The sequence below is a fragment of the Gramella sp. KN1008 genome (assembly GCF_004332155.1).
Taxonomy (GTDB): Bacteria; Bacteroidota; Bacteroidia; order Flavobacteriales; family Flavobacteriaceae; genus Christiangramia.
Genome location: NZ_SJDV01000004.1, coordinates 172,018 through 195,110, shown reverse-complemented (window position 1 = coordinate 195,110; position 23,093 = coordinate 172,018). Strand labels below are relative to the sequence as shown.

The 23,093-nt window shown below is 39.8% G+C and carries 23 protein-coding genes and 1 pseudogene; 4 read left to right on the top strand and 20 right to left on the bottom strand.

What is annotated here, in order from left to right:
* Positions 1-66 precede the first annotated feature (66 nt).
* On the top strand, positions 67-2,547 hold the full coding sequence (locus EZJ28_RS09135; protein ID WP_131397103.1) for a TonB-dependent receptor domain-containing protein: 2,481 nt from the start codon (positions 67-69) through the stop codon (positions 2,545-2,547).
* Between the two features lie 39 nt (positions 2,548-2,586).
* Here the strand turns inward: EZJ28_RS09135 and EZJ28_RS09130 are convergent, their stop codons facing one another.
* Positions 2,587-3,054 carry a CBS domain-containing protein gene (locus tag EZJ28_RS09130; RefSeq protein ID WP_131397101.1) on the bottom strand — a complete coding sequence of 156 codons (468 nt, stop codon included), beginning with the start codon at positions 3,052-3,054 and terminating at the stop codon, positions 2,587-2,589.
* A gap of 125 nt (positions 3,055-3,179) precedes the next feature.
* On the opposite strand from EZJ28_RS09130, the gene EZJ28_RS09125 reads away from it, so the two are divergent.
* Both EZJ28_RS09125 and EZJ28_RS09120 read left to right on the top strand, forming a co-directional pair.
* Positions 3,180-5,501: a M20/M25/M40 family metallo-hydrolase gene (locus EZJ28_RS09125; protein ID WP_131397099.1), complete on the top strand. Its 2,322-nt coding sequence runs from the start codon at positions 3,180-3,182 to the stop codon at positions 5,499-5,501.
* A 1-nt stretch (position 5,502) separates the two neighbouring features.
* Positions 5,503-6,309: an SDR family NAD(P)-dependent oxidoreductase gene (locus tag EZJ28_RS09120; RefSeq protein ID WP_131397097.1), complete on the top strand. Its 807-nt coding sequence runs from the start codon at positions 5,503-5,505 to the stop codon at positions 6,307-6,309.
* Positions 6,310-6,312: 3 nt separating this feature from the next.
* Here EZJ28_RS09120 and EZJ28_RS09115 read toward each other — a convergent pair whose 3' ends face one another.
* The 16 genes and pseudogenes from EZJ28_RS09115 to EZJ28_RS09040 form a co-directional block, all read right to left on the bottom strand.
* Complete coding sequence (locus tag EZJ28_RS09115; protein WP_131397095.1) at positions 6,313-6,888, bottom strand: hypothetical protein; 576 nt, start codon at positions 6,886-6,888, stop codon at positions 6,313-6,315.
* 163 nt (positions 6,889-7,051) lie between these two features.
* A complete protein-coding gene (locus EZJ28_RS09110; RefSeq protein WP_131397093.1) occupies positions 7,052-7,777 on the bottom strand; it encodes a hypothetical protein in 726 nt (241 codons plus the stop codon).
* Positions 7,778-7,845: 68 nt separating this feature from the next.
* A complete protein-coding gene (gene hflX, locus EZJ28_RS09105) occupies positions 7,846-9,066 on the bottom strand; it encodes a GTPase HflX (RefSeq protein ID WP_131397090.1) in 1,221 nt (406 codons plus the stop codon).
* Between the two features lie 133 nt (positions 9,067-9,199).
* Complete coding sequence (locus tag EZJ28_RS09100) at positions 9,200-10,102, bottom strand: DUF3078 domain-containing protein (protein WP_131397088.1); 903 nt, start codon at positions 10,100-10,102, stop codon at positions 9,200-9,202.
* Positions 10,103-10,104: 2 nt separating this feature from the next.
* The gene (locus EZJ28_RS09095) at positions 10,105-10,617 is read right to left on the bottom strand and encodes a DUF2480 family protein (protein WP_131397086.1); all 513 of its coding nucleotides are present in this window, start codon (positions 10,615-10,617) and stop codon (positions 10,105-10,107) included.
* A gap of 10 nt (positions 10,618-10,627) precedes the next feature.
* A complete protein-coding gene (locus EZJ28_RS09090; protein ID WP_131397084.1) occupies positions 10,628-10,951 on the bottom strand; it encodes an iron-sulfur cluster assembly protein in 324 nt (107 codons plus the stop codon).
* 6 nt (positions 10,952-10,957) lie between these two features.
* The gene (locus EZJ28_RS09085) at positions 10,958-11,380 is read right to left on the bottom strand and encodes a SufE family protein (protein WP_131397082.1); all 423 of its coding nucleotides are present in this window, start codon (positions 11,378-11,380) and stop codon (positions 10,958-10,960) included.
* Positions 11,381-11,419: 39 nt separating this feature from the next.
* Positions 11,420-11,851 (bottom strand): hypothetical protein, encoded by a 432-nt coding sequence (locus EZJ28_RS09080; RefSeq protein ID WP_131397080.1) that lies wholly within the window; start codon positions 11,849-11,851, stop codon positions 11,420-11,422.
* 81 nt (positions 11,852-11,932) lie between these two features.
* On the bottom strand, positions 11,933-12,910 hold the full coding sequence (locus EZJ28_RS09075; protein ID WP_131397078.1) for a zinc metalloprotease: 978 nt from the start codon (positions 12,908-12,910) through the stop codon (positions 11,933-11,935).
* A gap of 269 nt (positions 12,911-13,179) precedes the next feature.
* Positions 13,180-14,418 carry an aminotransferase class V-fold PLP-dependent enzyme gene (locus EZJ28_RS09070; RefSeq protein ID WP_131397076.1) on the bottom strand — a complete coding sequence of 413 codons (1,239 nt, stop codon included), beginning with the start codon at positions 14,416-14,418 and terminating at the stop codon, positions 13,180-13,182.
* A gap of 24 nt (positions 14,419-14,442) precedes the next feature.
* Positions 14,443-15,756 carry a Fe-S cluster assembly protein SufD gene (gene sufD, locus EZJ28_RS09065; protein WP_131397075.1) on the bottom strand — a complete coding sequence of 438 codons (1,314 nt, stop codon included), beginning with the start codon at positions 15,754-15,756 and terminating at the stop codon, positions 14,443-14,445.
* Positions 15,757-15,852: 96 nt separating this feature from the next.
* Positions 15,853-16,605, bottom strand: a complete 753-nt coding sequence (gene sufC / locus EZJ28_RS09060; protein ID WP_131397073.1) for a Fe-S cluster assembly ATPase SufC — start codon at positions 16,603-16,605, stop codon at positions 15,853-15,855.
* A gap of 48 nt (positions 16,606-16,653) precedes the next feature.
* Positions 16,654-17,040 carry a hypothetical protein gene (locus tag EZJ28_RS09055; RefSeq protein WP_131397071.1) on the bottom strand — a complete coding sequence of 129 codons (387 nt, stop codon included), beginning with the start codon at positions 17,038-17,040 and terminating at the stop codon, positions 16,654-16,656.
* Between the two features lie 28 nt (positions 17,041-17,068).
* Positions 17,069-18,514 carry a Fe-S cluster assembly protein SufB gene (gene sufB, locus EZJ28_RS09050; protein ID WP_131397069.1) on the bottom strand — a complete coding sequence of 482 codons (1,446 nt, stop codon included), beginning with the start codon at positions 18,512-18,514 and terminating at the stop codon, positions 17,069-17,071.
* Positions 18,515-18,552: 38 nt separating this feature from the next.
* A pseudogene (locus EZJ28_RS09045) lies at positions 18,553-18,941 on the bottom strand (four helix bundle protein).
* A gap of 32 nt (positions 18,942-18,973) precedes the next feature.
* Positions 18,974-19,303: an iron-sulfur cluster assembly accessory protein gene (locus EZJ28_RS09040; RefSeq protein WP_131397067.1), complete on the bottom strand. Its 330-nt coding sequence runs from the start codon at positions 19,301-19,303 to the stop codon at positions 18,974-18,976.
* 228 nt (positions 19,304-19,531) lie between these two features.
* On the opposite strand from EZJ28_RS09040, the gene thiL reads away from it, so the two are divergent.
* Positions 19,532-20,587, top strand: coding sequence for a thiamine-phosphate kinase (gene thiL / locus EZJ28_RS09035; RefSeq protein ID WP_131397065.1), 1,056 nt, complete (start codon positions 19,532-19,534; stop codon positions 20,585-20,587).
* Here the strand turns inward: thiL and EZJ28_RS09030 are convergent.
* The 3 genes from EZJ28_RS09030 to EZJ28_RS09020 form a co-directional block, all read right to left on the bottom strand.
* Entirely contained in the window at positions 20,584-20,835 is a 252-nt protein-coding gene (locus EZJ28_RS09030; RefSeq protein ID WP_131397063.1) for a hypothetical protein, read from the bottom strand. The genes thiL and EZJ28_RS09030 overlap by 4 nt on opposite strands.
* A 70-nt stretch (positions 20,836-20,905) precedes the next feature.
* On the bottom strand, positions 20,906-21,685 hold the full coding sequence (locus EZJ28_RS09025) for an alpha/beta fold hydrolase (RefSeq protein WP_131397061.1): 780 nt from the start codon (positions 21,683-21,685) through the stop codon (positions 20,906-20,908).
* A gap of 72 nt (positions 21,686-21,757) precedes the next feature.
* Positions 21,758-23,050 (bottom strand): aminopeptidase P family protein, encoded by a 1,293-nt coding sequence (locus tag EZJ28_RS09020; RefSeq protein WP_131397059.1) that lies wholly within the window; start codon positions 23,048-23,050, stop codon positions 21,758-21,760.
* Positions 23,051-23,093 lie beyond the last annotated feature (43 nt).

Genomic DNA, 23,093 nt, shown 5'->3' with positions numbered 1-23,093 from the left:
GTTATAAACGTAAACTTTACATTTAAAAATTAATTGTAATTTGGCGCCAAAATTCATAAGAAAAAGATGACTCGCCCCCAGAAACAACTCGGCTTACTGAGCATAATATTATTTATAAACTTACACCTTACCGGACAGGTGACCGGTAAAATCACTGATAGTTCCGAAGGCTATCCACTCGAATATGCTACAGCAGCGCTGTTTAACCAAACTGATAGCACCTTGGTCTCTGGAGTAATAACAGATCTAAACGGTAACTTCGAGATCGGAAATCTTGAACAAGGAGAATATTATCTTGAAGCTTCTTTTCTAGGCTATCAAACCACGAGTATTAAGAATATCCTGATCACTAAAAAGAATGGAAAAAATGCCCTGGGTGAAATAAAGCTAATTCCGGGAAATCAATTAAACGAAGTAATTGTAGAGAGTGAACGTCCAGATGTAATCAACCGTATAGACAGGCAGGTATATAATGCCACTTCTTTTAAAAGTGCACAGGGAGGAACAGCAGCCCAAATCTTAAGGAACTTGCCCTCTGTAAATATTGATTCACAGGGAGATATTAGCGTTCGCGGCAGTAAAGGTTTTGTGGTCCTTTTGAATGGAAATCCCATACAGGGTCAGGCAGCCACCTTAATTGCCCAGTTACCGGCCAATGCCATAGACCGGGTAGAAATAATTACTGCTCCTTCAGCAAAATATGATCCGGAAGGCAAAGGAGGGATAATTAATATACTAACCAAAAAAGGAGCCTCAGATGGTGCATTTGCTCAACTAAATATTAAGGGCGGATTACCTTCAGTTGAAAGCTATGATAATGCCAGTAACACTCAGAGGTACGGAATTGATGGCATGTATAATATCAGGAAAGGAGACTGGAATATTTCATTAGGAGCCAGTTATTTGAGAAATGATATCGCCGGCCGGAGGGAAGGTGATGTTTACACAATTATTAATGATACCCTCACACAGTTCCCCTCAGATGGGGAAAGAAGTTTCGACGAGGTGAATTACAGTGGACGTTTCTCTATTGATTACACTCCAGATACCACCAATACCTATTCCCTTGGTTTCTTCGCCGGAAAACGTAGCAAAGACCGAACTGCGGATATTATCTATTACGACAATCATTCGGTTTATCCCGCTCCTCAAGGAGAAAGAATTTATACCTTTCAGTATTACAACGAAAACTTAAGGATTCGCAAAGGAGACTTTATCCTGGGAAGTTTTGATTACAGCCATAAGTTCCCAAACGACTCCAGAATTAATACCTCGATCCTCTATGAGTACACCTTACTGGGCGGGCCAACCACTAACCAAAACCTGGGCTATCCCAATACTGATATTGTGTACCAGGAAGAATATAATACGAATGACAACCCGCTTAATGGATTAAGAATACAGGCAGACTATCAATGGAAACCTTTTGCGATTGGACAGCTTGAAACTGGTTACCAGTACAGGAAATTTATACATGAAGGTGATTTTGTATATGAAAGAAAAAATAATACAACCAATGAATTTGAACTGGTACCGGAATTCTCAAGCCAGGTGGACCTTGAACGAACCATACATTCAGGATACGCACAGTTAAATGGCTCTTCGGAAAATTGGGATTATGCTGCTGGCGCCAGACTGGAATATATGGACAGGATCTTTGACCTTAAAGACAAGAAAAACACTGTTGACACCACTTATCTTTATGATTTTGTGAAGGTATACCCATCGGCCAGTATCCAATATTCAGTTTCAAATTCATTTAGGATCAAGGCAGCTTATAGTAAACGGGTAGAGCGCACTACCACCTTTAAAATGAACCCATTCCCAGAAAGAGAACATTCAGAAACCCTCGAACAGGGTGACCCTACATTAAAACCGGAATTCATAGACCTTTTTGAAGTGGGTTTAACTAAAAACCTTAAACGAGGAAATTCAGTATTTGCAACCGCCTACTTCAGAAATGTGAAAAACGTGGTGAACAGGGTAAATACCATTTACAACGACACCATTTTGAACCGGATCTACTCTAATGTAGGAAATTCCAAATCCCTGGGTCTGGAGGTCGGAGCTTCCTTAAAACCAACAGAAAACTGGTCGAATTTTATTGGAGGAAATATCTATAATTATAAAATTGTTGGTTTATTTGATGATGAACCTGTAAATACGAATGCGACAATCTATTCCATTAATGTCAATAGTACTTATGATTTCTGGAAGAATTCTTCAGTACAGTTCACATTCAATTATCTATCGGCGAGGAATACGGCGCAGGGTGAAGATTCAAGGTTCTATTCCCCAAATCTCTCACTTCAGAAAAAGTTCCTGGACGATAAATTAACCCTAAACCTCCAGTGGCAGAACATGGATATGGGTCTGCTGGATACCAACGAACAAAGAATTACAACCTATAGACCGGGAGAATTTTACACCACTACCAACTACGTTTACGAAGTAGATGTTGTGATGCTCAATCTTTCCTATACCTTCAGTAAGGCTAAAAACCGATCAAAATTTATAAAAAGTGAATTTGGAGAGAAGGAATTTTAATTAAGCTTCTTATTCACAGCGCACCTCGAATAATAATAATCAATGATGCCAGTTCTGACCCTTCAGCTGTAAAGCTGCATATAAAACGTCTCTCTGGCTTATCTGCCCTATAAGCTTACCATTTTCCACAATCGGAAACCGGCGGTATTTATGTTCGATAAACTTCTTGGCCGCATCCATTACATTCATATTACCATCTATGGTTTCCACATTGCAATTCATGCGTTTACCAACAGTAAGATCGGCCATAGGCATATTATAATATCGGCTATCCGAGATCTGTTTCATGCAATCTCCTTCAGAGATTATTCCTAGTAACTCGTTCTTTTCATTCACCACACAACCACCCGATATACCATGTTTAATAAGCTTTTCCATCACATCCATAATATTCTCGTGCTCTCTGAAGGTCACGAGATCAGACGTCATATAATCTCTCACTAAAATTGGCGTTTCGGCAGGTTTTTCTGGCGCTGCCCTCTTTCCCATGAAACTTTTGATTCCCATCTTTATCTTATTTTTAATTCCTGACCACTTAAATATACTAATTTTAGTTTATACCGGGCTCCCTTATTTTGATAGCCTGAAGTTTCAAAAACTTGGTTAACTTTAAGAATTCTGAATCTAACCACATGAATAACAAGTTTACCGGCCTGTTCTCCTTTCTTTTGATCATCTTCCTGGTATGGCTTAATTTCAATTTCGATCAGCCGGAATTCGAACGTGATGAAAATATATCTCAAACCGAATTCTCCACTTCACGTGCCTTTGAACATGTAAAGGCCATTGCTGAACAACCGCATTATCTGGGCAGTCCGGCCCATAGCAAAGTTCGAAACTATATCGTTGAGCAGTTACAGAATATGGGACTGGAAGTCCAGACCCAGGAAGGCTACCATCTAAGTAAAGGCGGTGTTCTTGCAAAGCCACAGAATATCCTTGCAAGAATCAAGGGTTCCGGAGAGGGAGACGCTCTGGTACTCATGAGCCATTACGATAGTGCCACCCATTCTTCATTCGGTGCTAGCGATGCGGGAAGTGGTGTAGCTACTATCCTGGAAGGCATAAGGGCTTTTTTGCAAAAAAATGCTCCCCACAAGAATGATATTATCCTTCTTTTCACCGATGCTGAAGAGCTTGCTCTTAATGGAGCCGGACTTTTTATTGAAGATCATCCCTGGGCCGAAGACGCTAAACTCGCACTTAATTTTGAAGCTCGAGGAAGTGGAGGAAACCCCTTTATGCTACTCGAAACCAACGGTAAGAATGCACGTCTAATTGAAGCTTTTAAGGAAGCTGATCCAGATTATCCCGTCACCAATTCATTGGCCTACAGCATTTATAAAATGCTCCCCAACGATACCGATCTTACAGTATTAAGAGAGCAGGGTGATATTAATGGCTATAATTTCGCTTTTATAGACGATCATTATGATTATCATACGGCTACCGATATTCCTTCGAATCTGGATATGGAAACTTTGGCTCACCAGGGAAGCTATTTGATGCCAATGCTTAATTATTTCAGCGACAAAGACCTCAACAATTTAAACAGCGATCGGGATCTTATTTATTTCAGTCTGCCATTCGGTGAGTTTATAAGTTATCCTTTTGACTGGATCATGCCCATGCTTGTCCTGGCCATTGTGCTCTTGGTGATTCTTATTGTGTATGGCTTCAGAAGAGAGCGACTTGATATCCAGGAAATATTTACCGGATTTCTCCCGCTTCTGTTATCTCTCTTGGTTTCAGGCGCATTAGCATGGAGCTTCTGGCAATTTTGCCTTTATATCTATCCTGAATATTCTGAAATGGAACAGGGTTTCACCTATAATGGCTACTGGTATATTGCCATTGCGATCTTCCTTGCGCTTTCAGTGAACTTCATATTCTATCATTTATTCAGAAAAAAAACACAGGGGGCTTCAGCATTTATCGCCCCTTTAATAGTGTGGTTAATAGTATGCAGTCTTATCGCGGTTTACTTAAAAGGTGCCTCCTATTTCATAATCCCGGTGTACTCTACATTGATACAACTATTTGTGATGATAAGGCAAAAACATCCGAACCGCCTTCTTATGACGATATTATCGGCACCGGCTATTTTTATTCTCCTGCCATTTATCTGGAGCCTTCCGGTAGCCTTAGGACTCAAAATGCTTTATGTGACCGCCATTCTGGCAAGTTTATTATTCTTTCTTTTTATTCCGGTATTCACTTATTTCAGGAAACTCAAATCTTTTGCGGTGCTCTGTTTTCTTATATTCAATGTCCTGGTATTTACGGCTCATTTTTATTCAGATTTCAATACCGATAGGCCTAAACCCAACAGCCTGGTATATTTAAAAGATCTTGATAATGAGACTGCCAATTGGTATTCTTATGATAATATGGTAGATGAATGGACCAGGGAATTCTTCGGAAATGATCCTGATGAAAGATCGAATATCGAATCTAATTTCAGCAGTAAATATGGTAGCAATTTTAAATTAAGAAAAGAGGCTCCGCTGATCACGATTCCCGATCCGGGGATCATTATTGAACAAAAAGGCAAAGACAGCCTCAACCATGAACGCTATTCCCTTAAAATTGCTCCGAACAGGCAAATTAATCGAATGGAATTATACGAAATAAGGAGCGTGGATTTTAAAACCTTTAAGGTCAATGGGCTGGAGGCCGATGACATTTATTTAGGCGAGAACCAATTTCATATGTTTAAAAGAAGATGGAAAGAAAGGCTGCTTACCTATTATGTCGCAAATCGGGATACTCTTCGAATTGAATTCAGTATAGAGCCTAAAGACGAACCAGAATTTGTACTTTACGAATCTGCATACGATCTAATAAAAAATGAAGAACTTGAGGTTCCGGAAAGACCGGATGGGATGATCCCCAAACCTTTTGTGCTAAACGATGCAACAATTTTAAAAAAAACAATACGATTAACGGACTAGGATGAAAATTGCAATTTTGGGATGTGGATGGCTCGGCCTTGAGCTGGGAAAAAGATTAAGACAGCAAAACCATGAAGTAAAGGGTTCGGTAACGAGAATGGAAAGAATGGCCGATTTACGCACTGCAGGCCTTATACCTTACTCCATCAAACTCTATGAAAAGGGTGTTCAGGGAGATATTCGTTCCTTTCTTTCGGGAGCAGAGATCCTTATCGTAGATATCCCGCCCGGACTTCGAAAGAATCCTGAAACCGACTTTGTAAAAAAGATCAGGAATCTTATACCATATATTGAAAAATCCTATTTGCCGCGAGTTATCTATATAAGCTCAACTTCGGTCTATGAAGATCGAGAGGATTTTCCGGTATATACTGAAGAGGAAAAAACCGATAATTCCAATAATACTGCAGTCCAGTTAAGAAATGCTGAACTCCTTTTTCTGAACAATGAAAATTTTAAGGCATCAGTCCTGAGGTTTGGTGGCCTGATTGGAAAGCAAAGACATCCTGTAAAACATCTTTCCGGAAGAAAAGGAATTAAAAATCCGGAGGCTCCGATAAACCTTGTTCATCAGGAAGACTGCATAGCGGCAATTCTGAAATTGATGGAAAAGCAAAAGGATAACTCGGTTTGGAATGTGGTATATCCGGAACATCCATCCAAAAAAGATTACTACACCAGGATTGCTTTAGATAAAAATATGGCACAGCCGGAATTTGATCAGGAAGGGGTTTCCAGGGGGAAAAAGATAAGTTCAGAAAAACTTATAAAGGAATTGGATTTTAAGTTTTCACAATCCATAGATTAACTATCACTCTTCATAGAATACCCTGAATTCCACTATTATTTCCTTGAATTTTGAAGGATCGTTCGCATTGAAGCCTTTATAATTCATGATGCCTTCCACAAGGTCACCGGAGTCAGTTATAATCTCTATTTCGCCTTTGAATTCCTCGCCCCGGTACACATCAGAATACCAGGATATTCCATAATCCAGATAGTGGCAATAGTTCCAGTTACTGTTAGTACCTGTTTGATACACCCCTGTACCAAAATATTTATCGATAAAGCCCCCCAGGGTCTGAAGATCTTTGGATTTACCCTTTCTTTTAGCCCAGATCCTGAGAGCATTGAATTTATTTCCTTGGATATCCTGCCATTCATATATTTCGGCACCCACAGCCCTCTCATCTGCCGATTTAACATTCTCATTGGTGATTAACAATACCTCTCCATCGACACTTGCCTTAAAATATTCTTCAGGAAGGACTTCATTAAACATTTCATCTGCTTGTTCTTCAACATGCAGATCTACCTCCTCTGTCTGGCAGGAAAGCATTATAAAATAGAAAATGAGGAGAAACGAGAATCTAAAATTAACTAGCATGACCCTAAATCTATTTTTATTGAACAAAATGTAGGGTCCTAATTCTTTTAATTTAAAATATTAAGCACTGACAATCAATATTTTAATTATTTTTTCGTTGAAATAATTTAAAAATCAGCTCAAATGAGCTGATTTTTACAGAATTGTTATTTCACTTTTACAATTAGTCGGTATAGGCTTCAGCATAGGGAGACCAGATCTCATACATAGGATCGCCTTTTGAGCTTTTTCCTGAGTGATGCCAATCACCATCCACCACTTCATAATCAAAACTGAGGCTGGCACCCACGCGGCTATCATCTCTCGAGAAAAACTCAATATTTTCGGTATACTTTCCATTCTCAGCGGTATAGGTCCCGCCGCCTGTTCCATAGAATCCACGAGTTGCAGAGTTAAAGGCTACCCATTGGAAGCGATCGCCTCCCAGGATCTTTATGGTTCTTCTATCTCCGGGTTTCATTGTGTTCATCTCACCATCCCTCTTTCTACCAGTAATTACCCAGTTACCATTAAGATCATTCTCATTATCTGAAATTCGCTTCCAGACCTGCTTTTCAGTTACGTTATTGATCTCGATCTTATCATTTCCGTCTATGAAGGTAAGTTTGGGATCAAAAGTCTCACCTACCATTTCAGGATCTTTAGTATGAAAATCAAGGGTTTCAGAGTAATCTTTCTCATCATATTCTCCTCCCTGGGCCCATAAGAATTCGTTTGAACTGGCCATTTTAGCGCCTTCGGCAAAATATCCATCCTGATATATTCGCACTACTTCCTTATCGCTCACTTCTTTCCCATTCTGTTCTATAAGCTTCCATGAACCCTCTAAAGACTGGGCGTTTATACCCAAACTGGATAAAATAAGTACAAATAATATTATTCTTTTCATGATTTATAAGTATTTGATACTTATAAATTTAAAAAAATAACACTAAATACAGTTAAAGCTTTATTAAGCTACTCCTTCTCACCGTATTTATCGTATTCGGGGTATAAGAAGTTGTTATATGGAAAGCGGGTGATATGAATTTCTCTCACTGCCTCATATACCTTTCTTCTGAAGTCTTCAAGATTCTCTTTATTTAAAGCTGAAATAAAAAGCACATTATCGCCCAGCCTGTTCATCCAGGTCTGTTTCCATTCTTTTAAAGAATAATGAGCAGAGGTTTTTTCCGTCATAAGATCATCTTCCTCCAGTTTTTCTGGCTTATAGGCGTCAATCTTATTAAAGACCATGAGAGTAGGTTTATCAATAGCCTCTATTTCCGAAAGGATCTGGTTAACCGAATCTATATGTTCTTCGAAATTCGGGTGAGAAATATCAACTACATGCAGTAGAAGATCAGATTCCCTTACCTCATCCAGAGTCGATTTAAACGACTCGACGAGCTGTGTGGGCAGTTTTCTAATGAACCCAACTGTATCCGTAAGCAGGAAAGGCAAATTACGGATCACTACTTTTCTAACCGTTGTATCCAGAGTAGCGAAGAGTTTATTCTCAGCAAACACCTCACTTTTACTGATCACGTTCATAAGGGTAGATTTTCCCACATTAGTATACCCTACAAGCGCAACCCTTACCAACTGGCCGCGATTCCCTCGCTGCACTTCCATTTGTTTATCAATAGTAGCCAGTTTCTTTTTAAGCAGGCTTATCTTATCTCTTACGATCCTACGGTCAGTCTCGATCTCGGTCTCACCGGGACCACGCATTCCAATACCACCACGCTGTCTTTCAAGGTGAGTCCACATACCGGCAAGTCTTGGCAGCAAATATTCATATTGTGCCAGCTCTACCTGGGTTCTCGCATAACTGGTCTTGGCCCTTTGTGCGAAAATATCAAGTATAAGTCCGGTTCTATCAAGAATCTTGCATTTCAGGATCTTTTCAATATTCTTTTGCTGTGCGGGTGAAAGTTCATCATCAAAGATCACCGCTCCTATCTCTTCCTCTTTCACAAACTGTCTTACATCTTCCATCTTCCCAGACCCTATAAAAGTCTTTGGGTTGGGCACATCCATTTTCTGACTAAAGCGTTTAATAACCTCACCTCCGGCGGTGTAGGTTAAAAACTCCAGTTCATCCAGGTATTCCTCAAGTTTGTCTTCATCCTGTTCCCTGGTAACTATACCAATAAGAACAGCCCTTTCAAAGGATAAGTCGGTTTTTTCGATCATAAATACAAAGGTAATCAATAGATAGTATCTGCATCCCAGCCTTCTCTACTTCAACAAAAATTTAACTGAAAAGCAAAAGCCTGCAAGTTTCAACGTTGCAGGCAGTTATTAACAGGTTTTATTCTAAATATTTCTAAAATCCGTAATTAATTCCGAGGCCAAAGACTTCTCTTATCTGAAATGCTCCCACGGCATTGTCATCATAAATCGCCTGAAACAGGAGGTTTGCAGAAAGGTAATTGTTTATCCCCATTTCAAGGTTCATCAGATAATCTATATCCACATTGCCCGGTTCTTCAAGATAGTTTGAATACAGGTTTAGTGAATTATTCATAGTCACATTTTCAAGCAATTCGAAATTTGCAAGCGCGCTTAAAGACGCTCCAAATTCAAAACGGGTCGTCTTACCGGCATCCACACCAAAATAATCTCCATCAACATAATCTACAGCCGATGTGAACTTATCGTCTACCATGATAAGTCTCGCTGTGGTAGGAGCAAGATTGATCATTAGATCATCACTCTTCTTCCACATGATACCCGGACCTGTTTGAAGATATGCTGGAGAAAGGAAGTGAGTCGTTTCCGTACGAAGTTTTTCGCCGGTATCAGGATCTTCGCTAAACTCGTAACCCTTATCAAACTGGGTTCTGAAATTCAGGAACCAGGAATAGTAAAAATCTGTTTGTTTTATCTGCTTGCCGGCAATGGAATTTAACTCCAGCCTGTCACTTGTCTTCCTGGCAAAATCATCATCCTTCACCTTGGTAAGACCGTAATTAGCAATGATCTTATTATCCCAGGTAAAATCATCCTTACGATAATTAAAATCGTAGTTCATATTTAAATTCCCGGCAATACTTGAAGTTCCACCCCCGGTCCATTCCTTATTAAAGGCCGACTGATTAAAAAGTAACTGAATATTACCTTTGGTATCCCATCCATTTGGAGGAATCGAATCTTTTTCTTTTTCATCCTGGGCTTTCAACATTCCGACAGAAGAAAAAATGAAAGCAACAAGTAAAAGTTTTTTCATAGTTATTTTTTTGGTTGTTTATATAAGGGAACCGAAGAGCAGGCCTCTCCGTACATAAGACTTTTCACTACAGGCTGAAGTTTATTTATCAGAAACAGATAGGCATTTTTAGGTACAGGCTTATGAGAGCAGCCTTTCACTATAACCGGTTTATCCTTGAGATCTGATACATCCAGCCTTTCTATTACCTCCTGGTACAGATGGCTTTCCAGGTTCTCGAGATCCCCGATCACCACTTTTTTAGAATAAGGCTGAAGACAGGTCGTAATTAACATATAAGCCCATGCCGGAACGATAGCATCGGTAGAACAGGTGAGCGCAATATACTTGTCATTATATTGTTCCCAGTCATGTTCTTTTGCACTCTCCCTAAAATCTTTCTCCCGCAGCACGAAACCTTCATGTAACCATTTACTAAGATCAAAGACTATACGCTCCCCTTCCGGATAATAATCTTCCAGATTAAAGGTAACCAGTTTGCTCTCTGCTACACGGTTTATTATCTCTTCGGACATGGATATGAAATTATAAAAGTCCCAGCTCCAGTTTGGCTTCCTCGCTTATAAGATCCTGATTCCATGGCGGATCGAAGGTGATCTCAACCTCACAGTCCTTAACTATATCAAGTGATTTCACTTTTTCTTCAACCTCCATAGGCAGGGATTCTGCAACAGGACAGTTTGGAGTGGTAAGGGTCATAAGTATTTTCACATCATGATCTGTACTTACCATCACATCATAGATTAGTCCTAATTCATAGATATCTACCGGAATTTCCGGATCGTAGATCGTCTTTAGGACAGTAACGATTTTTTCTCCCAGTTCCTGAGTGTTTATTTCTTCAGCCATCTTTTTTTAATTCAATTGGGTTTGATATGCTACCGCATACATTTTAAGTTGTTTTATCATACTTACGAGTCCATTCGCCCTGGTAGGTGACAAATGCTCCTTGAGGCCAATCTCATCGATGAATGCAGTGTCTGCATCGATGATCTCTGCAGGAGGTTGATGTGAGAACACCCTGATGAGGATCGCAACGATACCTTTAGTGATAATGGCATCGCTATCGGCGGTAAAAACCAGCTTATCCCCTTCAAGCTCGGCATGAACCCATACCTTACTCTGGCAACCCTTTATGAGGTTCTCATCGATCTTATATTTTTCATCAATTAACGGAAGGGATTTTCCAAGTTCTATCATATATTCATATCGCTGCATCCAGTCGTCAAACATGGAAAACTCTTCAATTACCTCCTGTTGTTTTTCCTGTATCGTCATAAGTCATGATTTTACGCAAAAGTACAATAACAAGTACTGCTATTCAACATTTTCTGCTAATCTTAGGATAGCTTCTACTAATGGTTGTATAGGTTCCGGCGCATTCCCGTGATCGAACGTATTAGTCTTATAAATAGTATCATTCTTACGAACACTCAAAATGGCGTGGGCAGCGGCGTCTCTTGCTCTTTCCTCTGAATCTGCTTTTAACTGATTGATCTTCGAAACCTCTACCCCCTGAAGCTTTTCCAGAAGTACATCCCATTGAGCCTTTGTAATAGCGATAGAATTCTGTGAGCTATTAAGGCCTGAGCTAATTATCTTTAAACTATCAGGGGAGATCCTATAAATAGTTGAGGAACCTCGGGTGAAGGTTTCATAACTCATAGAGGTAACCGGAACCTGATCAGGTTTTGTACAATCATTGGTGGTAAAGACCATTAATATAAGGGCAATCAATGAAGTTCTCATATGTTTTCATTTAAGAGTAAATGCATATTACGAAAAAAGGCACCACAAGGGTGCCTCTTTTAAATTTTATTAACTGATTGCCTAGTCAGCCATTGTCTCACGGAAACCTCCGTTAGCAAATACACTTAACATTCTGGCCTTCTGACCTTCTGTGAACATATTAAGACATGGATCGTCTGAATAATCCATAAAGTTCATGGTCATATCGGCCGTACCACAGTTTACTGTTGGATAAGTAGGACATCCGCGACTTGGCCCGTCGGAATCAGGTGTATCGGCTACATAATCTGTAGCACCACATCCTCCGTCACCCCAGATGTGACGAAGGTTTAACCAGTGCCCAACTTCATGAGTGGCCGTTCTTCCCGTTGAATACTGAGTAGTACCGGTAAATCTGTGATCAAGCACTACCCCGTCTGTAGACCAGCTTCCTCCTGGAAACTGAGCGTAACCAAGAATATTCCCTCCTCTGTAAGGCATATTACCAACCACCCAGATATTAAGGAATTCCTGAGGGTTTACAACATCTGAGCCATCACTCGAGGAGAATTTCATACTATCGTCTGGTCTCCACTGACGCTTTTTAGTTTTAACGCGAATTACATCTTCCAGTACAAAACGGATATCAATATTGGCTTCTACGGTTGAAAATTCAGAAGGAATTGAATTTCTTCCGGGATTCTGCAAATTGAAATCTTCATTCAACGCATCAACCTGATCCTGTAATTGTGAAAGAGGAATGTTCTCACTGCTAGTATTATAGAGCACATGAAAAACAATAGGGATTTCCAGCTTACCGTCAGCAGCGATACGTTTGGTCCATCCATTGTTAATAGCTTTTTCAGTATGCGCTTCCACAGCTGCCATCTTAGTAGCAAGTTCTGGATTTTCAGCAAGCTTATCTCCAAGCACTCCCATGGTTCCACATTGTTCGTCTGAAATCGCAAGGGTTTCTTCCTGAGGCAAGGCCATCCTTTCCTCTACAGTTTCGTCTGCAGACTTTTGACAGGAGGCAAAAACAAGGCTTAGGGCCGAGGCCAGCAAATAAATTTTTTTCATTTAAAAGATTTTGGGTTAATAAATTGTTTCCTGCCGGCAATATCAGTGCGCAGATGCCAAAAAAAATAATATTACCGACTTTCTAATTGTTTGGTTTGATTTTAAAAATTTTGGCACTTTATCAGATGTTTTTATGAAAAACACTTGCCGAATATAGCCAAAACTTTAAATAATTCTTAACTCAAATATCAGAGATTATTAACACAAAAGCGTAGTTCATCGTGTAAAATTAGCGTTTTATCGATGTTTTGTAAATAAAAAGAAAGAATTTACTGAAGCATCATTTTAGCCTTTTTCACTCCTTCCACAAACCTGCCTATCTCTTCAAAGGTATTGTAAAAAGAAAAAGAAGCTCTTACTGTGCCCGGGATCTTGAAGAAATCCATTACGGGTTGAGCACAATGATGACCGGTTCTCACCGCAATTCCCATTTTATCGAGCAATGTCCCGATATCATAGGGATGAAGACCTTCTATATTAAAGGAGATCACCGCGGTCTTTTCAGCGGCTTCTCCATATATTTTCATTCCTTCGATCTCCTTAAGTTTCCGGGTAGCATATTCAAGAAGCTCATGTTCATACGCTGCGATCTCATCAAATCCCAGCCCATTCATGTAGTCCAATGCCGCACCAAAAGCTATTCCACCGCAGATATTGGGTGTTCCGGCTTCGAATTTATGAGGTAAGCCGGCATAGGTGGTACCTTCAAAAGAAACAGTGGCAATCATTTCTCCTCCCCCCTGGTAGGGAGGAAGCTTTTCAAGCCATTCTTCTTTGCCATATAAAATGCCTACCCCGGTTGGCCCACACATCTTATGCGCAGAGACCACATAAAAATCCACATCCAAATCCTGAACATCGGCTTTTATATGGGGAGCTGCCTGGGCTCCGTCAACAAGGACAGCGGCTCCCACGGCATGCGATTTTTGAATAATATCCTTTATAGGGTTTACCGTCCCCAGTGCATTAGAGACATGATTCACAAAAACTAAGCGAGCTTTTGCACTTAAAAGCTTTTCAAATTCAGCATAAATCAGCTCTCCCTTTTGATCCATAGGAATAACCTTGAGTTTGGCTCCGGTTCTTTCACATAGCATCTGCCACGGGACTATATTGGAATGATGTTCCATGGCCGAAACGATCACCTCATCTCCCTCTTTTAAAAATCCTGAAAACCCACTTGCCACAAGGTTTATACCATGGGTTGTGCCTGACGTAAAGATGATCTCATGTGCTTTCCCAGCATTAAAATGCTGCTGAATCTTTATCCTTGCCTGCTCATATTTATCGGTGGCCTCCTGAGAAAGAGAATGCACCCCGCGATGTATGTTGGCGTTATAATTTGAATAATAATCCGCGATCGCATCTATCACCTGTTGCGGAGTTTGAGAGGTCGCGGCGTTATCAAAATAGACCAAAGGATAGCCATTAACCTCACGATTAAGAATTGGAAAGTCTTTGCGTATTCTTTCCACCTCAAAAGTCTTTGCCTGAGTTTGATGAGCCATCCTTAATGATTTTAAATATTAAAGTTACAGATTAAAGCCAAGATCCACTTCAAGTTTTGAAGCTATGAGTTTGTTGATCCTCTTTTTAACTTCGGGAATCCTTACACTTTCAAGTACATTATTTGCAAACGCGTACATAAGCAGCCCGCGAGCCTCCTTACGAGGAATTCCTCGTGACTGAAGATAGAACAATGCTTCCTCATCAAGTTGACCTATAGTACAACCGTGACTGCACCTTACGTCATCCGCGAAAATCTCTAACTGTGGTTTAGAATTGATGGTAGCCTTATCATCTGCCAGAATATTGTTATTGGACTGATAAGCATTGGTCTTTTGAGCTTCTTTTTCAACGACTACTTTCCCGTTGAACACGCCTGTAGATCTGTCGCCATAAATCCCCTTATAATCCTGATGGCTTTCGCAGTTGGGCTCAATATGATGTACAAGAGTGTTATGATCTACGTGCTGTTTGTCCTCAATAATGGTAACTCCTTTCATAGTAGAATCTATACGCTCACCCTTCTGATAGAAATTAAGATTGTTTCTGGTAAGCTTTCCACCAAATGAAAAAGTGTGAACTGAAACGGCACTTTCATCCTTCTGCTCTATAAATGTATTGTCTATAAGAGAAGCCGAAGCCCTATCATTCTGAATCTTATAAAAATCCACTATCGCACGTTTATCGGCAAAGATCTCAGTTACCGAATTGGTAAGCACTGGGTGATCTGTCAGGCTTTGATGCCTCTCGATGATCTGGACCTGAGAATTTTCGTCCACCACTATAAGGTTTCGGGGCTGCAAAAGCAACGCCGATTCATTCCCTGTGGAAAAATTGATGATCTGAATAGGCTTATCAGCAAGCTTATTCTTATGTATATGGATAAAGGCTCCTTCTCTTGCGAAGGCAGTATTCAGAGAATTAAGACCTGATTTTGGTGCTACCTTATTGAAATAATTGTCTATTACGGCCTTGTATTTCTCATGATTCAGCGCCGAAGACATAAGGCAAACATCAATTTTATCATGTGTTGTTTGTGACAGGTGCGAAGAATATATCCCGTCTATGAAAACAAGATCATAAGTATCGATATCGTGAATAAAGTATTTCTTGATATCCTTATACTCAATTGCGTCTTCTTTCTCCGGAAACACGCTGTAATCATGTTTTAATACCGAATTAAGCGATGTATATTTCCAGTTCTCATCTTTCCTGTTGGGAAACCCAAGTGTCTCAAACTCCTTGATAGCCTTGTTCCTGATATCGTAAAGTCCGTTATCAGAATCCACCCCCTCTTCAAAGGCAAAAAATGATGAGATAAGTTTATCTTTTAATTCCATTTTTTAAAGTTTAAAGCTGAAACTCTTAATCGTTAATCTTCTATTTCAGCTTTGATGTTAATCGTCGAATTTATGATCTTCAAATTCTCGAATTAATTAAACGGTTTTTTCTTTCTTTACCCAGTCGTAACCTCTTTCTTCCAGTTCGTAAGCAAGGTCTTTACCACCAGACTTAACTATCTTTCCATCTACCATCACATGTACCACATCTGGAACGATGTAATTAAGCAGTCTCTGGTAGTGAGTAATCAACAGGACCGCATTATCTTCTCTTCTCAACTTATTAACACCGTTAGCCACTACTTTCAGGGCATCGATATCCAGACCGGAATCTGTTTCGTCCAGTATAGAAAGCTTGGGATTCAGCATTGCCATCTGGAAGATCTCGTTACGTTTCTTCTCTCCACCAGAAAAACCTTCATTGATGGAACGCGAAAGAAACTTACGGTCTATTTCCAGCATTTCAGATTTCTCACGAATAAGCTTCAGCATTTCATTTGCCGGCATATCCTCTTTGCCATGCGCCTTTCGCTGAGCATTGATGGCAGTCTTGATAAAATTGGTCACCGATACTCCCGGAATTTCAACAGGATATTGAAAAGAAAGGAATATTCCCTTATGCGCTCTTTCTTCCGGATCCAATTCTGAAAGGTCTTCACCTTCAAAAACGATCTCGCCGTCGGTCATTTCATATTCTTCCCTTCCGGCTATCACAGATGATAAGGTACTTTTCCCAGAACCGTTAGGTCCCATGATCGCATGAACCTCTCCGGGATTGATCTCAAGGTTAATCCCCTTTAATATTTCCTTATCTTCTATGCTGGCGTGTAAATTCTTTATTTTAAGCATTTCTATCAATTCTGAATCTGCCTTGCGGCAGAAGTTTAATTTTCTGTTTTATTCTTCTATAGTGTCTGAAACATTCTCAGTTTTTGACACTTCTATAATTTCTCTAATTTCGATGATCTCTTCCCATCCATCCCGTGCGGGATTAGGAATTATTTTCGCTTTCACGGTTACCGGAACCATATCAAAATCATCTTTTTTCAATGAATCGACTTTTCCTGAAAGGATCTCTGAAATAGAATCGATGGTCACCCCATATACAAAATCCTCTCCCCTGATGACAGCCGATTGTGTTCCAAAAATGATCTCTCCTTTCAAAACCTGAATACTATCAGGTATCTTTTCCGCTTCAGGCTGCGTCATTAGATCTTTCCTGTCTTCATCCTGGCAGGCACTTAAAAATGCTATCGACAATAAGAGTACTAATAATCGTTTCATTCCGGTTTACTACCTCTTGAATTTTGAATTATCCTACAGAACCTTCCAGGGAGATCTCAAGCAGTTTCTGAGCCTCCACAGCAAATTCCATTGGTAATTTATTCAATACCTCTTTACTGAAACCATTAACTATAAGAGCAATAGCCTTTTCGGTATCTATCCCTCTCTGGTTACAATAAAATATCTGATCTTCTCCAATCTTACTCGTGGTTGCCTCGTGTTCTACCTGTCCTGTCTTGTTCTTAACCTCTATATAAGGGAAGGTATGAGCACCACATTTATTACCCATCAACAGGGAATCACACTGAGAGAAGTTCCTCGCGTTCTCTGCGCGCGGATTTATTTGTACCAGCCCTCGATATGAATTCTGGGATCTACCCGCAGAGATACCTTTGGAGATAATTGTACTCTTAGTGTTCTTTCCTAAATGGATCATTTTCGTTCCTGTATCAGCTTGCTGGAAATTGTTAGTCACCGCTATGGAATAGAATTCACCAATAGAATTATCACCTTTCAGGATACAACTAGGATATTTCCACGTTACAGCCGATCCTGTCTCTACTTGTGTCCAGGAAATTTTCGCATTCTTTTCACAAAGCCCTCGCTTGGTAACAAAATTATAGACTCCACCTTTCCCTTCTTTATTTCCAGGATACCAGTTTTGAACGGTACTGTATTTTATTTCGGCATCATCCAGCGCGATAAGTTCCACTACAGCCGCATGAAGCTGATTTTCATCACGCATCGGCGCTGTACAGCCTTCCAGGTAGCTTACGTAACTTCCCGGTTCAGCAATGACTAGCGTTCTTTCAAACTGCCCGGTACCCGCCTGGTTAATCCGGAAATAGGTAGAAAGCTCCATTGGGCAACGCACCCCCTTAGGAATATAGCAGAAAGAACCATCACTGAATACAGCCGAATTAAGGGCCGCGTAAAAATTATCTTTTTTAGGAACTACTGTTCCAAGATACTTTTTCACCAGTTCCGGATGCTCCTTAATAGCTTCTGAAATCGAGCAGAAAATAATTCCTTTTTCAGCAAGGGTCTTCTTAAAGGTAGTGGTCACAGATACAGAATCCATTACCACATCTACTGCCACCCCCGCGAGCTTTTTCTGCTCATCTAGTGAAATACCCAGTTTTTTAAAGGTATCCAGCAATTCAGGATCTACCTCGTCTAAACTGTCATATTTCGGCTTTTTGTTAGGTGCTGAATAATAAGATATGTTCTGAAAGTCCGGTTTCGGATATTTCACATTCGCCCATTCCGGCTCGGTCATTTCTTCCCAGGCACGAAAAGCTTCAAGGCGCCATTCGGTCATCCATTCCGGTTCTTCCTTCTTTTTAGAAATCGCCCTAACAATATCTTCATTCAAACCAACAGGCAGGGTATCAGATTCTATATCGGTATAAAATCCATACTCATACTCTTTGGTCTCGAGCTCTTTCTTTAAATCGTCTTCAGTATATGCCATGTTCTTTTTATTCTAAATTCAAGATTAAAAGTTCAAAATTATCTAAACTTTGTACCCTTATAATCACTCTTCTGAAGGTAACCAATAAACCCTCCAATTTGTTTATTTAGAGACAGAACTTCATCAAGTAGAAGGTCAAACTCCTCCGCCCGAATATAATTTCTATCCCTTATCCGGTATAATTGCGACCGGACTTCTCCACAAGAAGCCTTTGCAATTGAAAGAAACTGAATAAACTCCTGTTCCCATTTCTTTCAAAACCTTCCGCTATATTATCCATTATGGAACCTGAAGCGGAATTAATCTGATCATAAAGCCTATAATCAGATTTTAAATTGGTTTCATTTCTTATTTCAAATATCTTTTTGCAGAGATTTCTCGCTTTATCCCATATTTCAAGATCTTCAAAACGTTCAATTTTCCCCATTTTTTCAATCTTGAATCTTAAATTTTGAATTATTAGAGCGAAAAACTCTCCCCACAACCACAGGTTCGCTGGGCATTGGGGTTGTTAAAAACAAATCCCTTCCCGTTCAAACCACCTGAATATTCCAGAATGGTCCCGGCGAGATAGAGGACACTGCGTTTATCCACAACAATCTTAACATTGTTGTCCTCAAACACCTTATCTCCTTCGCTCTGAGCCTTATCGAACTTCAGTTCGTAAGACAAACCAGAGCAACCGCCACTCTTCACCCCTACGCGAACGTAATCGGCCTCTACGCTAAATCCCTCTTCATTCATAAGGGCGGATATCTTTTTTTTAGCCTCTTCGCTAACTTTTATCATAAGTTATAAAGATTAATTCTAAATTGGGCACAAATATACTACAAAGCTGGTGTTTTACCATAGAGCAGGTATATGTTTTAAAAATTGAATTATAGAGCCCGCCAATTAGAAATATTCCTATTATAGTCTACTTTGGTAAACTGATCAAACTTTGTTCCTCAAAAGCTTTTTCCCGTTTATTCTTCTTTGAAATTTATATGCTTACTTTTGCATTTTAAATGCAGGAACATGTTTGAGAATAGTCAGGAAAGCAGAACAAACCTTTCAGAATTAGGAGAATTTGGACTCATAGACCATCTAACGAAAAATTTTAGCCCTAAACTGAAATCAACTGTCAGGGCCATTGGTGACGATGCGGCAGTTCTGAATTTTGAAAACAAACAAACCTTAGTAAGCACCGATCTGCTTATTGAAGGGGTTCATTTTGATCTATCCTACATGCCCCTGAAACATCTGGGTTACAAGGCTGTGATGGTTAATCTCTCAGACATCTACGCGATGAACGGCAAAGCAACTCAGATAACCATTTCTATTGCGGTATCCAACCGATTTCCGGTAGAAGCCCTTGAAGAGCTTTACGCCGGCATCGAACTGGCTTCAAAAATCTACAATATTGATATAGTAGGCGGTGACACTACCTCCTCTACATCTGGACTGCTAATTAGCGTTACTGCCTTAGGCTTCGCGGAAGAAGGTGAAGTGGTTTACCGTGAAGGCGCCAAACCTAATGATTTACTTGTATTAACAGGTGATCTGGGGGCTGCTTACATGGGATTACAGGTATTGGAACGTGAAAAAGAAGTTTTTAAAGCGAACCCCAATGCGCAACCAGATCTGGACCAGTATACTTATCTTATCGAAAGACAGCTCAAACCCGAAGCAAGAAAAGATATTCCTCCTCTGCTTAAACAACTGGAAGTAAAGCCAACTTCAATGATCGATATCAGTGACGGACTGTCTTCTGAAATAATTCACCTTTGCAAAAACTCGAAAGTGGGGGCTAACCTTTTTGAAGAGAAAGTTCCCTTAGACCCTGCTGTGATCTCGGTGTGTGAAGAATTTGAACTAGACAGCACGACTATTGCGTTAAGCGGGGGCGAAGATTATGAATTACTATTCACAATCTCTCAGGATGATTACGATAAGATCAAAGGAAATCCCCATTTAACGGTTATTGGCCATATGACTGAAGAAAAAGAAGGTATGCACCTTATCACACGGGCCGACCAGAAACTACCGCTAATCGCGAGAGGCTGGAATTCTATGGGAAATAAGGAAGATTAAGAAGCTTTTGCAAGAAATATGCGTTTGCGCTTCTTATGTATCTTCGCAAGGTAGGCATTTGTCTCCTTGAATTTTGGAGTTAATCTTGCCAAAAGTCCATCTGCAGTATCGGTCATTTCCATCCCGCACTTTTTGCATTTGTACTCATGCACATGATTTGTGATATTCTTAGACACTCTTAATTTATGCCCGAAAAGGCTGCAATAAACCTTCGAAAATGAAAACATAGTAGGATTTACTTTTTTCATAGAGGTAAAATTCTGGTTTCTAGATTTCTAAAGTATAAAAAAAAGTTAATTGTTCGACAAAAAGAGTTAATTAATCGATAAAATGTATCTTTTGTACCAAATTTGATTGGTCTTCCAGATAGGAATTATGCCCATTCTTCAATCGATACAGCTCACAACCGGTTGCCCTGGAAATACCTTCTAATTCTCTGATTTCCAATATTGGATCATCCTGTGATGCAACTATGATCTTCTGGCGAGGAAACCTTTCAAGCTCCTTTAAATAATTTGTACGAATTTTCATACCCATTAAAGCCGCCTGGATATTTCTCACTTCCATTTTCATAGCCCGAGACTTCAAAATTTCAATTTCCGAAACATATACTTCTTTACTACTTTCTGAAAATAAATTCGAGATCGCAATATTTATATATGCCTTCTTATTTTCCGCAACCAGTTTAACAGATCTTTCACGTATTTCCTGCTTTTCCACAGAATCCTCAACCGGTGTTGAATTTATCAACATTAAACTCTTTAATATCATAGGAAAATTTTTCATGAATTCCAAACATACATAACCTCCCATACTGTGTCCCGCGATACTAATCTCAGGCAGTTCAAGCATATGCACGACCTCACGAACCACATCAGCCATAAGCTTCATAGGATGTATGTCTGCAATTCCTTCAGACTTTCCATGACCGGGTAAATCTATGCAAATAACCTGCCGTTCCTTTTTGAGTTCCTTAACAATTGGATCCCATATGCCAAGATCTTCAAGAAATCCATGCAAAAGTACCAGAGGGATCTTCTCACCTATACCATAAGATTCATAATTAATCTTGCTTCCCTTATAATCTATCGTAGCCATACATAAAAAAACCGCGGACTCCAGATATCAGGAATTCGCGGCTATTAATAAAATTATTAGATCTCTTACGAATCAGGAGTTCATGATATCTTCTATCTCCTCTGCTTCTATAGGTATATTTCTCATCAGGTTAAAAGGCTCTCCTTTTTCCTGGATCACAACATCGTCTTCAAGCCTTATTCCGAAGCCTTCATCGGGAATATAGATACCCGGCTCTACCGTAAATACCTGGTTTGCCTTCATAGGCTCGGTAAGGATTCCATAATCATGGGTGTCAAGGCCAATATGATGCGAGGTGCCGTGCATAAAATATTTCTTATAAGCTGGCCAGTCAGGATCCTCGTTCTGAACATCAGCTTTACCAAGAAGACCAAGATCCAGTAACTCTGAGGTCATCATCTTACCTACCTCAACGTGATATTCTTTCCAGAGTGTTCCAGGAACAAGAAGTTTCGTAGCTTCATTTTTCACTCTATTAACCGCATTATAAACCTTCTTTTGTCTGTCTGTATATCTTCCCGAAACAGGAATGGTTCTACTAAGGTCACTGGAGTAATTTGCATACTCAGCACCTGTATCAAGCAGAATAAGCTCTCCTTCTTTACATTGCTGATTGTTCTCTATATAATGCAGTACACAGGCATTCTTACCACTTGCTATAATGGGGGTATAGGCAAAACCTCTTGATCGGTTCCTTATCATTTCATGATAATACTCTGCTTCTATTTCATATTCCCAAACTCCGGGTTTCACGAAATTTAGTGTCCTTCTAAAAGCTTTTTCCGTAATATCGCATGCTTTCTGCATCAATTCCAGTTCAATAGGATCTTTTACAGATCTCAATCTTTGCAGTATAGGATTGGATTTAGCCACCTGATGTGCGGGATATTTCTCCTTACACCATTTAATAAATCGCTGATCACGGGTTTCGGTCTTATGAGCCGCGCGGTAATGTTCGTTTGTATTGAAATAAACCGTTTCACATTGAGTCATTACTTCAAAGAAAATCTTTTCAAAATCCTTCATCCAGTAAACAGTCTTTATACCGCTCACCTCCAAGGCATCCTCCTTCGTAAGCTTAGCTCCTTCCCAAACCGCAATATGATCATTGGTTTCAGTTAAGAACAGTATTTCTCTGTGTTTTTCGTCTGGAGCATCAGGAAACAACACCAAAATACTTTCTTCCTGGTCCACCCCACTCAGATAAAAAATATCCCGGTTCTGCTGAAACGGCATCGTACTGTCAGCCCCAATCGGATAAATATCATTGGAATTAAATACCGCAAGGCTGTTGGGCTTCATTTGTCTCATGAAATTCTTGCGGTTTTTTATAAAGAGTTTTGAGTCGATTCTATCGTATTTCATAAATAAATCTTTTCAGTTTTTTCAAAATTAAAGGATTTAAATG